This window comes from Stenotrophomonas sp. CASM106 (genome assembly GCF_049384825.1).
Taxonomy (GTDB): Bacteria; Pseudomonadota; Gammaproteobacteria; order Xanthomonadales; family Xanthomonadaceae; genus Stenotrophomonas; species Stenotrophomonas muris.
Map to the genome: position 1 here is coordinate 66,516 of NZ_JBMRFS010000001.1, position 12,697 is coordinate 79,212.

14 protein-coding genes are annotated in these 12,697 nt (G+C 68.9%); 12 read left to right on the forward strand and 2 right to left on the reverse strand.

The window, feature by feature from the left end:
• Nucleotides 1-37: 37 nt before the first annotated feature.
• Together VG556_RS00310 and VG556_RS00315 are read right to left on the reverse strand one after the other, a co-directional pair.
• Nucleotides 38-352 (reverse strand): AzlD family protein, encoded by a 315-nt coding sequence (locus VG556_RS00310; RefSeq protein WP_100450174.1) that lies wholly within the window; start codon nt 350-352, stop codon nt 38-40.
• Nucleotides 349-1,080 carry an AzlC family ABC transporter permease gene (locus VG556_RS00315; protein ID WP_049439472.1) on the reverse strand — a complete coding sequence of 244 codons (732 nt, stop codon included), beginning with the start codon at nt 1,078-1,080 and terminating at the stop codon, nt 349-351. Before VG556_RS00315 ends, VG556_RS00310 begins: the two co-directional genes overlap by 4 nt.
• Nucleotides 1,081-1,207: 127 nt before the next feature.
• Between VG556_RS00315 and VG556_RS00320 the strand changes: the two genes are divergently transcribed.
• From VG556_RS00320 to gspE, 12 genes are all read left to right on the forward strand, one after another.
• Nucleotides 1,208-1,672: an Lrp/AsnC family transcriptional regulator gene (locus tag VG556_RS00320; protein ID WP_100450173.1), complete on the forward strand. Its 465-nt coding sequence runs from the start codon at nt 1,208-1,210 to the stop codon at nt 1,670-1,672.
• A gap of 526 nt (nt 1,673-2,198) precedes the next feature.
• Nucleotides 2,199-2,879, forward strand: a complete 681-nt coding sequence (locus tag VG556_RS00325; RefSeq protein ID WP_032961746.1) for a TonB-dependent receptor — start codon at nt 2,199-2,201, stop codon at nt 2,877-2,879.
• Nucleotides 2,880-2,895: 16 nt separating this feature from the next.
• Complete coding sequence (locus tag VG556_RS00330) at nt 2,896-3,426, forward strand: RNA polymerase sigma factor (RefSeq protein WP_032961748.1); 531 nt, start codon at nt 2,896-2,898, stop codon at nt 3,424-3,426.
• Between the two features lie 69 nt (nt 3,427-3,495).
• Complete coding sequence (locus VG556_RS00335; RefSeq protein WP_032961743.1) at nt 3,496-4,476, forward strand: FecR family protein; 981 nt, start codon at nt 3,496-3,498, stop codon at nt 4,474-4,476.
• 58 nt (nt 4,477-4,534) lie between these two features.
• Nucleotides 4,535-5,086, forward strand: coding sequence for a hypothetical protein (locus VG556_RS00340; RefSeq protein WP_049404338.1), 552 nt, complete (start codon nt 4,535-4,537; stop codon nt 5,084-5,086).
• 120 nt (nt 5,087-5,206) lie between these two features.
• Nucleotides 5,207-5,788 (forward strand): hypothetical protein, encoded by a 582-nt coding sequence (locus tag VG556_RS00345; RefSeq protein WP_041863513.1) that lies wholly within the window; start codon nt 5,207-5,209, stop codon nt 5,786-5,788.
• A gap of 57 nt (nt 5,789-5,845) precedes the next feature.
• Complete coding sequence (gene gspG, locus VG556_RS00350; protein ID WP_100450171.1) at nt 5,846-6,283, forward strand: type II secretion system major pseudopilin GspG; 438 nt, start codon at nt 5,846-5,848, stop codon at nt 6,281-6,283.
• A 9-nt stretch (nt 6,284-6,292) separates the two neighbouring features.
• Complete coding sequence (gspK, locus tag VG556_RS00355; protein WP_100450170.1) at nt 6,293-7,198, forward strand: type II secretion system minor pseudopilin GspK; 906 nt, start codon at nt 6,293-6,295, stop codon at nt 7,196-7,198.
• Nucleotides 7,195-8,358 (forward strand): type II secretion system protein GspL, encoded by a 1,164-nt coding sequence (gene gspL, locus VG556_RS00360; protein WP_014647369.1) that lies wholly within the window; start codon nt 7,195-7,197, stop codon nt 8,356-8,358. Before gspK ends, gspL begins: the two co-directional genes overlap by 4 nt.
• Complete coding sequence (gspM, locus tag VG556_RS00365) at nt 8,355-8,882, forward strand: type II secretion system protein GspM (RefSeq protein WP_100450169.1); 528 nt, start codon at nt 8,355-8,357, stop codon at nt 8,880-8,882. Before gspL ends, gspM begins: the two co-directional genes overlap by 4 nt.
• A complete protein-coding gene (gspD, locus tag VG556_RS00370) occupies nt 8,879-11,260 on the forward strand; it encodes a type II secretion system secretin GspD (RefSeq protein ID WP_100450168.1) in 2,382 nt (793 codons plus the stop codon). Before gspM ends, gspD begins: the two co-directional genes overlap by 4 nt.
• Nucleotides 11,257-12,690 carry a type II secretion system ATPase GspE gene (gspE, locus tag VG556_RS00375; RefSeq protein WP_100450167.1) on the forward strand — a complete coding sequence of 478 codons (1,434 nt, stop codon included), beginning with the start codon at nt 11,257-11,259 and terminating at the stop codon, nt 12,688-12,690. Before gspD ends, gspE begins: the two co-directional genes overlap by 4 nt.
• Nucleotides 12,691-12,697 lie beyond the last annotated feature (7 nt).

A 12,697-nucleotide genomic window follows, 5' to 3' on the forward strand; every position in this document is an offset into this window, starting at 1 on the left:
ACTGGCCAGCGCCGGGCCTTTGCCCGGCGCACCGCAGTCAGCCCATCAGGTAGCGCAGCAGCCCGGCCGAGGCCACGCCGATCAGCACCGTCGGCAGCATCGACAGCCGCGTGGCGGCCAGCAGGGTGATCGCCAGCGCGGCCAGGTCGGCGGGCTTGTCGGCGACGAAATCCGGAGCGATCACCGAGATCAGCACGCAGCCCGGGGCGGCTTCCATCACCCTCACCGCGCGCTTGCCCAGCGTGCGGTTGCGCAGCGCGAGGAAGCCGACGATGCGGGTCAGGTAGGTGGCGGCGGCCATCAGCATGATGGTCAGCACCGAGGACCAGTGGATCAGGCCGTTGCAGATCATGCTGCGTCCTCCGCCAGCAGCCAGGCGGCGGCCAGGCCGGCCAATGCGCCGCTGGCCACGTACCACGCACCCGGGATCAGCAGATAGGTGGCGGCGGCCACGACTAGGCTGACCAGCCACGGGCGCGCGGCCTTCATGCCCTGCCACATGCCGCGCAGCAGCACCAGGAACACGGCGGGGAAGGCCATGTCGAAGCCGTAGGCGTGGATGTCGCCCAGCAGCGGCCCGACGATCGCACCCAGCGCGGTGCAGGCCACCCAGACGGTGTAGAGGCCCGCGGAGACGCCCAGGTAATAGGCCAGGCTGAAGCCGAGCGCACGGCGGCGCGCATCGGCCACGCCCATCGCCCAGCTTTCGTCACACATGAAGAACAACGCCGGCAGCACCCGGCGGCGCGGCAGGTGCTGCAGCAGTGGGGCCAGGCTGGCGCCCATCAGCAGATGGCGGCTGTTGACCAGTGCGGTGATCGCCACGATCAGTGCGATGTGCGGTGGCGAGGTCCACAGTTCGACGGCGGCGAACTCCGAGCCGCCAGCGAAGTTGAGGCCCGTCATCAGTGGCACTTCCAGTGCGCTCAGGCCTTTCTGCGCGGCCTGCGCGCCGAGCACCAGGGCGAAGGGAATGAAACCGATCATCACCGGCACGGCGGCGCGCAGGCCGCGCAGGAATTCGGCACGCGGCGCGGTATCGCAGGTGTCGGGCAGGGGGAGGGTGGTACGGGCGTCCATGGAACGGCACAACGAGGTGGGGGTGGCCCATGCTAGCGGTCCGATCGCGAAATCGGGTTGCGTTGATGCCACTGGATTCTGGATGATTGATATTTCATGCGGCCAAAAGTGACAAGGGCGAAATCCCATGCAGTATCAGCTCGACAACCTCGATCGGCGTATCCTCGACGCCCTGCAGCGCGACGGCCGCCTGCAGAACCTGGAGCTTGCCCGGCTGGTCGGGCTGTCGCCGTCGGCCTGCCTGCGTCGGGTGCGGCTGCTGGAGGAAGGCGGCTACATCGACCGCTACGTGGCCTTGTTGAACGAGGCCAAGGTGGGCCGTGGCTTCACGGTATTCGTCCGCGTGTGGCTGCGCGGGCAGGACGAGGACACCACCAATTACTTCATCAACAGCATCAAGTCGTTCCCGGAAGTGCTTGAATGCCATCTGATGGCCGGTGACTGCGATTTCCTGCTGCGGGTGGCGGTGGCCGACCTTGATGCCTACCGGCAGTTCCAGATGCAGCACCTGAACCGGATCGCCGGCGTGCAGAACACCAAGACCGAGATTCCGATGCAGCGGATCAAGCAGACGACCCAGCTGCCGCTGTGAAGGGCGGGGGTTTCCGCCCGGGTGGCGCCCGGCACCCGCAGGTAGTGCCGGCCGCTGGCCGGCAACCCCAGAAGCAACAGCCGAAGCAACAGCGTGCATTCCGTTGGATGGCGGGGTGGGTCCGGTTGCAGGGGACGCCGTAGACCCTTCCATGGGGGCTTGGCCGCGGCATCCATGGCGCGGACGCCCCTGCAACCAGACCCACCCCGCCTTCGACAGTTCCCCGCAATCTGCCGGAACGGCATGAACTGCTCCTGGTGGGTGTCGACCTTGGTCGACACGTTTGGGCCGGCACGGGGTCGGATCCCGTTGCTTCGCAACGGGCTCTGACCCCAGGCGTGGATGAGGTGGTCTGTTCGATTTATTGATTCCTGATGGGTGACTGGCTTCACGTCGGCCGTAGGCGGCGGTCATCGCAATGACATGTGGCCCCGCTACGGTTTGAGCCCGCTTGCGGGTCGCGCGCGGGCCGGGGTTCCGGTCCTGGTGCGCGTCCACTGCAGCTGCTGTCGCTGCCGAGGGTCATGTGTTCTACGTCAGGGGGCTGAATGGACACCATGCGGTCAGAACTTGGAAGGTGGCCATCGTCGCGTGGCTGCTGCTGTCCTTTGCCGCTGCCGGGCAGGACGGAGTTCATGCCTACGACATCCCTGCGCAGCCGCTGGAACAGGCGGTCGAGCGCTTCAGCGTCATCAGCGGGTGGTCGGTGATGTACCCGGGCGACCTTGCCGCCGGGCGCAGCAGCTATCCGCTGCACGCCAACCTGCCGCCGCTGCCGGCACTGCAGGTGCTGTTGCAGGACTCCGGTATCGAGGCCGAGGTGATCGGCGAGCAGCGTGTGGTGCTGCGCCGGGGCACGCCCTTGGCGACCGGCCCCGATGTTGGTGCTGAACTCCCTGAGGCCGAGCGTCGGCGTCGCTACGGTGGCCTGCAGCAGCGCCTGCGTGCGGCGTTCTGTGACGACCCGGAGATCGCGCCCGGCCGCTACGCCGCGACGCTGCGCTTCCGCATCGACGGCGCGGGCCGGGTGCGCGAGCCCGAGCTGCTGTCCGGCAGTGGCAGTGCCCGCCGCGATGCACGCCTGCTGCAGGCGCTGCAGGGCCTGGTGCTGGCGACCGAGGCCGCCGCGCTGGCGCAGCCGGTGACCCTGCAGATCCGTCCTTCCGGCACCGACCACGACTGTGGCGGGCGCGCGCCCCTTCCATGACTTCAAGGATTCGAACATGAGCAACGGTACGGCTGGCGCAGTTGACCTGATGGACCACCTTCTGGGGGCCTACGACGAGCTGAAACGCCGGTTGGTGCGCAAGCTGGGATCGGAGGAGCTGGCCGGTGACGCGCTGCAGGACACCTGGATGCGCCTGAGTGCGCGCCGTGACCGCCTGGACGCCGTGCAGAACCCTGCGGCCTACCTGCTGCGCATGGCGATGAATACCGTGATCGACCGCCAACGTGCCGACCATCGCCTGCTGAGCCTGGAAGAGGTGGAGACGCTGATGGACATGGCCGACCCTGCACCTGGGCCGGCGCAGGCGGCCGAACTGGACTTCGCGCTGGAGGACATGGTGGGCCTGCTGCAGCGCATGCCCGAGCGGCGTCGCCGCATCCTGCTGGCAATCCGCGTCGATGGCCTGCAGCAGCGTGACGTCGCCGATCACCTCGGCGTGTCGCTGCGGCTGGTGCAGCGTGAGCTGAAGGCGGCCCAGGACTACCTGGCAGAGCGCAGCGGGCAGGGGCGCCAGGTGCGGTTCTGAGCGGCGGCAACCGTCTACACTTTGACGCCGAGCAGAACCCCGCAGCGTGCGGGTCCGGCATGAGCCCCCATGGATCCTGACGATCGCCCGCAACGCCCGCTGGATGCCGTCGAGCGCCAGGCGCACGCGTGGGTGGTGCGGCTGACCTCGGGCGAGGCTACCGCGGCCGACGGGCGCAGCTTCCGCGCGTGGTGCGAGGCTGATCCCCGTCATCGCGAAGCATTCGGCCGTGCGCGCCGGCAATGGGAGCAGGTACGCCTGGCCGGCGAGCAGCTGCCTGCCGCTGCACGCCAACCGGTCGTGCCGACGCCGACCCAGCGCTGGAGCCGGCGTGCCTTCCTGGGTGCCGCGATTGCCGCCCCGGCCAGCCTGGCAGTGGTGGCGGCGATCCGTCCGCCGCTGGGGCTGTGGCCCTCGGTGACGGCGATGACGGCCGACTTCCACACCGGTACCGGTGAACGGCTGCAGATCGCACCTTCGCCACAGCTGAAGATCGAGCTGGATACTCAGAGCAGTCTGCGCCGCCGTGCGGACACGGAGGGCGAAGGCTTCGAGCTGGTGCAGGGCCAGGCCGCGATCGAGACCCGGGCCGGTCTGCGCCTGGCCCTGTTCGCAGGGGCGGGCTGCGTGATTGCCGATGAAGGGGCGGTGCGCCTGGACGTGCGCAACACCCACGGCCAGGTACGGGTGACCTGCCTGCAGGGCAGCGCCCGGATCGAGCACCCGCAGGGCCGCCTGCAGCTGCAGGCGGGCCAGCAGACCCGGTACGACGAGCGCCTCAGTGGCGTGGTGGCCGAAGCCGTGGCCTCGGAAGTGAGTGCCTGGACCGAAGGCATGCTGGTGTTCCGCCGGGCGCCGCTGCGCGAGGTGGTGGAGGAGATCAACCGCTACCGCCGCGGCAAGGTGCTGCTGGGTGAATCGGCATTGGCGCGCGCCCCGGTCAGCGGCCGCTTCCGCATCGATGATCCGGATGCGGCGCTGGAGCAGCTGCGACTGACGATGTCGCTGGATCTGCGTCGCTTTCCAGGTGGCATTGCCGTCCTTGGTTAGGTGAAGACGCTGGCCGTGCGCGCCGCGCAGGGCTGTTGCAAGCAAGGAGACGCCAAGGATGCGCAACGAGACCATCGGTGTGCTGGATCTGCGCCGCAATCTGTCGGCGTTGCTGGAAACCACCCAGCGACGGCCGTTGATGGTGCACCGCTACGGCTCGCCATGGGTATGCGTGGTATCGGACGCACAGTGGCAGCAACAGGCCGTGCTGCTGGACTTCGATCCGCAGTCGCACCCGTTGGCGATGCTGTTGCGCCTGCAGCAGCAGGTGCTGCCGCTGGCTGAAACCGGTGTGTTGCCGCCTGCGGCGCTGGCACGCGCACTGCTGCTGATGGACATGCATGGCATCAGGGATCTCGCGCAGCTGCACGAGCAGGTGCTGCACCATCGGCTGTGGCACTGGTTCGTGGCGGGCACCCGCGGGCTGATGGACGGCTGGCAGCTGCCGGCGGTGCGCATTGCGATGGCGTCATGGTGCGATGACGTGGAGATGACCGACGCACTGATCGCGTTCGCCGCGCGCAGCGACGTTGCGGTACTGGCCCGCCGCTGCGGGGGTGACGCACCGCGCCTGCAGCGCGAAGCCTGCAGGCGGATGACGCTGCGATAACGTTGCCGATGAAGCACCACCCAGCGCACAGAGCGGCATTCGCGCTGTCGCTTCACCTGCCTTGCTGACGTCTTCTCCAGAGTACGACGCACCACGCGTCGCGGAGCACGGGCGACGCAGATGGCAGACAGTCGCAGGATCAGCATGCTGGAGCTGGATCGCCACCTGAGCCGGTCGCTGGAGCAGGCGCGGCACACGCCCTTGAATGTGCAACGCTACGGGCACTCGTGGGTCTGGGTGCTTTCCAGTGATGCCTGGGCCGATGCGGCGCGCTGGGCGGCACTGGACAGCAGCGCGCATCCATTGGCGGCGCTGCGGCGCGCCCTTGATCTGCAGCTGCGGCCGTGGTCCGAAGCAGCCATGAACGCGCTGCCGCTTGACGCAGGCGATGCGCGGCTGCTGCAACGTGCGGCCCTGCTGGTGGTCGTGCGTGATCTCAACAGTGCGCAGCGCGTGTACGACGATCTGCGCTATCACCAGGCCTACCGCACGTTCATCGGCCTCGACCATGGCACCGCGTGGTCGCCGATGCAGTGCGTGCGCCTGTTGCAGGCGTGCGCGCTTCCGCTGCTGCGCGGCTGCATCGACGAAACGCTGTCCAGTGTGCCGCCACACCTGCTCGAGGCGGCACGCGTACCGGCTGCGCCGGCGCCTGCGCAGGCACATGCGCAGCGAATTGCCGGCGGATGTTTATCGTACTGACACATGCACCGCTGACCATGGCGCAGCGGTCTCTTCCAGGATGACGAGGGCGGAACAATGGCAAGGCAGGTGGGTGGTCGCAGGGCTCGGCAGCAGGGTTTCAGCCTGATCGAGATCATGGTGGTGGTGGTGATCATCGGCATTCTCGCGGCATTGATCGTGCCGCGCTTGATGGACCGTCCCGACCAGGCGCGCGTGGTGGCGGCGCGCCAGGACATCGCGGCGCTGATGCAGGCGCTGAAGTTGTTCAAGCTGGACAATGGTCGCTATCCCAGCGCCGAGCAGGGCCTGCAGGCGCTGGTGAAGCCGCCGCAGGGCAGTGGCGTGATGCCGGTCACGCCCTATCTGGATCGCCTGCCGAATGACCCGTGGGGCCATCCGTACCAATATCAGGTGCCTGGCACACATGGCGACATCGATGTGTTCTCGCTGGGTGCGGACAGCAGGCCCGGTGGCGACGCCGGGAACGCGGACATCGGCTCGTGGCAGCTGTGAGGCAGGCCGATGTCAGCCCGGATGCGGTCTGTTTCGAGTGTCCGTCAACGTGGCATGGCGGTGATCGTCGCCCTGCTGGTGGTGGCACTGGTGGCAGTGATTGCCACTGCACTGCTCACCCGGCAGTCGGCCCAGCTGCGCGCGCTGCGTGGTGACCAGCTGCGCGCACAGGTACGCATGGCCGTGGACGCAACGCTGGAACGTGCGGCGCAGCAGCTGCGTGAGGACGCAAAGGAACAGCTGACCACGGTGCGCAGCGGGCGCTGGGCGCGCCCATTGGAGCTGCAGGCGCCGTTGCCGGTGCAGCTGCAGCTGGTCGATGCGCAGTCGATGTTCAACCTGCGCAATCTGCTTGCGCATGGCAGGCCGGACCCCGAGGCGCGGCGCGCGTTCATCGCGTTGTGTGCCGGGCAGGGGCTGGGCCAGGGCGCCTGCACATCCGCCGCGGACCACATCCAGGCGCGCCTGCGCGATGGCGACATGCAGGCGCAGGCGCCGCTGCCGCGCGAATCACTGATCGAACAGGTGCTGCCGGGTGCCGATCCGGCGGCGTTGCAGGCGCTGGCGCGACGCACCGTGGTGTTGCCGGCACAGACCCTGGTCAATGCCAACACCAGCGACCTGCGCGTTCTGCAGGCGGTGACGCCTGCGGTCGAGCCGGCACGGCTGCAGGCGCTGCTCGGTGAGCGCGACGCTGGCCATTGGCTGCTCAATCGCGGCGACATCGCCAACCGACTCCAACTGAGCAACGAACAGATGGCGGTACTTCCCTTGGGTATCCATAGCGAGTGGTTCCTGGCTGTCGGCCGGGTGCAGGCTGACGGCAGCACGGTTGATTTCCGCGCGCTGCTCTGGCGCGAGTACCGCGACGATGGCGTGCGTGTGCAACGCGTGTGGACGAGGATCGGCGCATGAACGGGCAGCTTCGGGTGCGCCTGCCGACGCTTGAGGGTCTGCACGCCGACAGCGCGGTGGACTGGGCGCAGCTGCACAAGGGCGAGGTGCTGGCCCACGGTTGCGCCACGCTGGCGGCGCTGGGTCTGCGGCATCCGCGGGCTGCGGTGCATGCCTGCCTCGATCCGAGCGACCTGATCCTGCTGGAACTGCAGCTGCCACCGTTGTCCGGGCGCCGCCTGCAGTTGGCGTTGCAGGGTGAGGTGGAGGCGATGTTGCTGGATGACCTGCAGGACGTCGCGCTGGCCCACGGTGCGCAGGCGGCTGACGGCACGGTTCCGGTGGCCTGGCTCGGCCAGCAGGCGGTCCTGCAGGCGCAGCAGTTGCTGGCTTCGTGCGGACTGCAGCTGCAGGCACTCCATCCGACGCCGCTGCTGCTGCCCTGGCAGGACGGACAGGCCACCCTGCAGGTCAGCGGCGAGCACCTGCTGGTGCGAAGCGGGCGCGATCGGGGGTTCGTCCAGTGGTATGGCGGACGTGATGCGTGTGCAGTCATGCAGGCGCTGGCCGTGCGCCTGCGACAGGCCGGCGTGCAGGCCGTGCAATGGATCGGCAGCGTACCGCCGGCGTGGCCGGACAGCCTGCCGGCCACCGCCGTCATGAAGGAACGGCAGGCATGTGGCCCTCTGCCGGGGTGGTCACTGCCGCTGCCCGGTGCGGGTCGGCAAGCGCCACGCCTGGCAATCGGCCTCGCGTTGGCGGCAGTGCTGCTGGCCGCGCTCGGCCTGCAGCTGCAGGTCTGGCGTTGGCGGATCGAGGGCGAGGCGCTGCAACAGGACATGGCGCGGCAGTTCAGCGCACGCTTCCCGGAGATCACCGATGTGGTGGATCCGGTGCTGCAGGCAAGGCGTGCTCTGGCGGTGCCGCCACCGGCGCCACCGTTGCCGCCGCTGCAACGGCAGGTAGCCAGCACGCTGCTGGCGGTTCCGGAACTGGCCGGGCAGGTGCGCAGCCTGCATTACCAGCCCGGCCAGCTCGACATGGAGCTGGATGCCGATGCCCAGGCATTGGCCGACGATCCGCAGCGGCTTGAGCACTGGCAGCAGGCGCTGCAGGTGCAGGGCCTGCTGCTGGCGCGCGACGCCGGTGGGCGCCTGCGGGTGAGCGGAGCGGGACAGTGACGGCCCGGACCCTGCGGCTGGGCGGGGGGCTGGCCGGCCTGCAGCAGCGCTGGCAACGCCTGCCACCGCGCGACCGGCGGATGCTGTGGGTGATGGTGGTGGCGCTGCTGGTGGCGGGTCTGTGGTCGTTGTGGCTGGAGCCACTGCTGAAGCAGCGCACGCACTGGCAGGCCGAGCTACCGCGGCTGCAGGCGCAGTGGCGCGCACTGGCACCGCTGCTGCGCGTCCGTGAGCGCCAGCAGCTGGCGCAGGGCCAGCATCCGACACTGGCCGGGCTGCGCGATGGAATCAAGACCGCCGGCCTTGCCGACGGCCTGCATATCGAAACGCGCGACGGGCGCTGGCACCTGCAGGTACAGGCGGTGCCCGCCGATGCGCTATGGAACTGGCTGCTGCCGCTGCTGGCCGACCCGGCCATCGAGCTGCAGCAGCTGCAACTGACACGCACAGGGGACGCGAACATGCCGGCGGCACGGATTTCCGGAAACATCGTGATGGTGGCCACTGCGGGTGCCCATCCATGAGGGCGATGCGCAGCCTTGCCTGCAGTACTGCATTGGCCCTGATCGTGGGCATGGCCCACGTGCCGGCGCCGGTGGCAGCGCAGGACACACGCGATGAGCCGGTGCAGCTGAACCTGGTGGATACCGATATCGGTGGCGTGCTGCGGATGGCGGCACGGTTCACCGGCCGCCAGTTCCTGGTCGACCCGCGGGTGACCGGCAAGATGACGGTGGTCTCCGATGGCCCGGTCAGCCGTACCCAGGCCTACCAGCTGCTGCTGGGCGCGCTGCGCATGCGCGGCTTCGCCGTGGTCGAGAATGGCGGCGTCAGCCGGGTGGTGCCGCAGGCCGACGCCAAGCTGCTCGGTGGCCGGGTGGGCAGTGGCGGTGCAGGGGGCGAGATCGCCACGCGCACCTTTCCGCTGCGCTACGAGAACGCCGCCGCGCTGGTGGCGGTGCTGCGGCCGATGATCAGCCCGGACAATCCGATCACGGCGAACCCGGGCAACAACACCCTGGTGATCACCGACTATGCCGACAACCTGGAGCGCATCGCGCGGGTGATCGCCAGCGTCGACACGCCGGCCGGCATGGACACCGATGTGGTGAAGCTGCAGCAGGGCATCGCCGTAGACGTCGCGGCGATGGTCGCGCCGCTGCTGGATGCGCAGGGCGCAGAGCCCAGCCAGAAGGTAGTGGTGATGGCCGACCCCCGCAGCAACAGCGTGCTGCTGCGTTCCAGCAGTCCCGGGCGCACCCGTCTGGCCCGGCAGCTGGTGGAGAAGCTGGACCGCGCGCAGGACGAGTCCGGCAACCTGCATGTGGTCTACCTGCGCAATGCCCAGGCCAATCAGCTTGCCGGCGTGCTGCGCGGCGTGGTTGCGGGGCAGAGCGATGCGCCGGCAGTGGGCAGCAATGAAGGCATCACGCCACTGCCTGGCGATGCAAGCCGTTCCGCACCGGCGCAGCCGTCGCAGCCACAACAGGCCAGGACCGGCAGCAATGCGCTGGAATCGCAGCGGCTGGATCCGAACCGCCGCGACCCGATCGACGCCGGGAGCACCGGCTTCAGCCAGAACGGCATTTCGGTGCAGGCGGACGTGGCCACCAACACGCTGTTGATCTCGGCGCCGGAACCGGTGTACCGCAACCTGCGACGGGTGATCGACCAGCTTGACCAGCGCCGTGCACAGGTGCTGGTGGAAAGCCTGATCGTGGAGGTCAACCAGACCGACGCGGCCGAACTGGGCGTGCAGTGGATGCTGGGCAATGGCCGCACCTTCGGCGGCACCCACTTCGGCGGCACCAGCGGTGGCAGCGGGCTGAACACCACCGCGCGCACGACCCTGGACGTGCTGCCCAAGGATGGCCTGAAGATCGGGGTGATCGACGGCACCATCAACCTGCCCGGCGTCGGCCAGATCCTCAACATGAAGGCGCTGGCCAACGCGCTGCAGAGCAAGGGCGGTGCCAACATCCTGTCCACGCCGAACCTGATGACGCTGGACAACGAGGCGGCCAGCATCATGGTCGGGCAGACCGTGCCGTTTGTGAGCGGCCGCTACGTGACCGACGGTGGCGGCGGCAGCAACAATCCATTCCAGACCATCGTGCGCGAGGACGTGGGCCTGAAGCTGCGGGTACGCCCGCAGATTTCCGAGGGCGGCACGGTGAAGCTGGACATTTACCAGGAAGTCAGCAGCATCGATGCGCAGAGCGCGAACAGCACGGCCGGCATCATCACCAACAAGCGCGCACTGGATACCAGCGTGCTGCTGGACGATGGCCAGATCATGGTGCTGGGTGGCCTGCTGGAAGACAGCGTCAGCCATGGCCGTGACGCGGTGCCGGGGTTGGGGAAGATTCCGGTGCTGGGTGCCTTGTTCCGCAGCGACACGCGCAGGCGCGCCAAGACCAACCTGATGGTGTTCCTGCGTCCGCACGTGGTGCGTGACCCGGCCGCCGGCCAGCGCCTGACCCGCGACCGCTATGACTACATGCGCAACGCGCAGGCTGGCGCGCAACCGGTGCAGAGCTGGGCATTGCCGGCGCTGTCGGCACCGCAGCTGCCGCCGCAGGACCTGTCTGTACTCGGCCAGGGCAATGCGCGCGATGGCCAGGGCCAGCCGCTGCAGAACACCAGCCTGGCAGCGTTGTATCCGGCCGGTGACGGCGATGCGCAGCTGGTGCAGTTCGCACAGGGGCTGGACCCGACCCGTGCCCGCCAGGGCGTGGCGCAGGTGCGGGCGCTGGGCCTGCAGGCCTATGCCGAGGCGACGCCTGGCGAGAGTGGCCAGCGCCTGCGGGTGCGGCTGCCGCGCGACCCGGCGACGCTGGACCCGGCACTGCAGCAACTGCGCGGGCTGGGCTACACGCCGGAACTGGTGATCGGACCGTGAGCGCCGCCGCGTCACTGCCGTACGCCTGGGTGCGCAGCCATGGGGTGATGCTGTCCGAGGTTGGCGGTGAGCCTGTGCTGCTGGGTACCGTCGATACCGCAGCGTGGGCCGTGGCCGAACTGCGCCGCCGGCATGGACCGTTGCCCTTCCAGGCACTGGATGCCGCGACGTGGCAGCAGCGGTTGGCTGAGCAGTACCGTGACGGCGGCGACGCCGCTGCCGTGGTCGGTGCCGCCGAGAGCGAAGTCGATCTGGACCGGCTGATGCAGGACATGCCGGAAGTCACCGATCTGCTGGACGCGCAGGATGATGCGCCGGTGATCCGCATGATCAACGCGCTGCTGGCGCAGGCCGCACGTGATGGCGCCAGCGATCTGCACATCGAGCCGTTCGAGACCCATTCGGTGGTGCGCTACCGGGTGGACGGCACGCTGCGCGACATGGTGCAGCCACGGCGCGCACTGCACGCAGCGCTGGTATCGCGCATCAAGATCATGGCCCACCTGGACATCGCCGAGAAGCGCCTGCCGCAGGACGGGCGCATCGCGATCCGCGTGGGTGGGCGTCCGCTGGATATACGAGTCTCCACGGTGCCGACCGGGCATGGCGAGCGCGCCGTGCTGCGACTGCTGGAGAAGGATGCCGGCCGTCTGCAGCTGCAGCGCCTGGGCATGGCCGATGACACCCTGGCCACGTTCACTGGATTGATCCGGCAGCCGCATGGCATCGTGCTGGTCACCGGCCCGACCGGTAGTGGCAAGACCACCTCGCTGTACGCCGCGTTGGGGCAGCTCGACAGCAGCACCAGCAACATCCTCACCGTGGAGGACCCGGTGGAGTACGACTTCGCCGGCATCGGCCAGATCCAGGTGAACGCGCGCATCGGCATGAGCTTCGGCACCGCGCTGCGCGCGATCCTGCGCCAGGACCCGGACACCATCATGATCGGCGAGATCCGCGACCTGGAGACCGCACAGATTGCGGTGCAGTCGTCGCTGACCGGCCATGGCGTGCTGGCGTCCCTGCATACCAACGACGCGATCTCGGCAGTGACGCGCCTGGCCGATATGGGCGTGGAACCGTTCCTGCTGGCCTCGTCGCTGCGCGGTGTGCTGGCGCAGCGGCTGGTGCGGCGGCTGTGCACCCAATGCCGGCGTGCCGAGGTGGATGGGGACGGCCGTACCGTATGGCGCGCGGTGGGTTGCGCGGCCTGTGCCAACAGCGGCTACCGGGGGCGTACCGGCATCCACGAGTTGTTCGTGGTGGACGATCGCGTGCGTACGCTGATCCATGAAGGGCAGGGTGAACCTGCACTGCGCGAGGCGGCGCGGCGTGCCGGCATGCGGACCTTGCGTCAGGACGGCCAGCGTTGGATCGACAGCGGGGTGACCACGCTGGAAGAGATCCTGCGCGTCACCGGCGACGACTGAGGCTTGC

Coding starts and splice junctions, on each gene's coding strand:
- VG556_RS00310 (WP_100450174.1), bottom strand. CDS start 352: ATGATCTGCAACGGCCTGATCCACTGGTCCTCGGTGCTGACCATCATG.
- VG556_RS00330 (WP_032961748.1), top strand. CDS start 2,896: ATGAGCAACGGTACGGCTGGCGCAGTTGACCTGATGGACCACCTTCTG.
- VG556_RS00345 (WP_041863513.1), top strand. CDS start 5,207: ATGGCAGACAGTCGCAGGATCAGCATGCTGGAGCTGGATCGCCACCTG.
- VG556_RS00315 (WP_049439472.1), bottom strand. CDS start 1,080: ATGGACGCCCGTACCACCCTCCCCCTGCCCGACACCTGCGATACCGCG.
- gspL (WP_014647369.1), top strand. CDS start 7,195: ATGAACGGGCAGCTTCGGGTGCGCCTGCCGACGCTTGAGGGTCTGCAC.
- gspK (WP_100450170.1), top strand. CDS start 6,293: ATGTCAGCCCGGATGCGGTCTGTTTCGAGTGTCCGTCAACGTGGCATG.
- gspD (WP_100450168.1), top strand. CDS start 8,879: ATGAGGGCGATGCGCAGCCTTGCCTGCAGTACTGCATTGGCCCTGATC.
- VG556_RS00340 (WP_049404338.1), top strand. CDS start 4,535: ATGCGCAACGAGACCATCGGTGTGCTGGATCTGCGCCGCAATCTGTCG.
- VG556_RS00335 (WP_032961743.1), top strand. CDS start 3,496: ATGGATCCTGACGATCGCCCGCAACGCCCGCTGGATGCCGTCGAGCGC.
- gspG (WP_100450171.1), top strand. CDS start 5,846: ATGGCAAGGCAGGTGGGTGGTCGCAGGGCTCGGCAGCAGGGTTTCAGC.
- VG556_RS00320 (WP_100450173.1), top strand. CDS start 1,208: ATGCAGTATCAGCTCGACAACCTCGATCGGCGTATCCTCGACGCCCTG.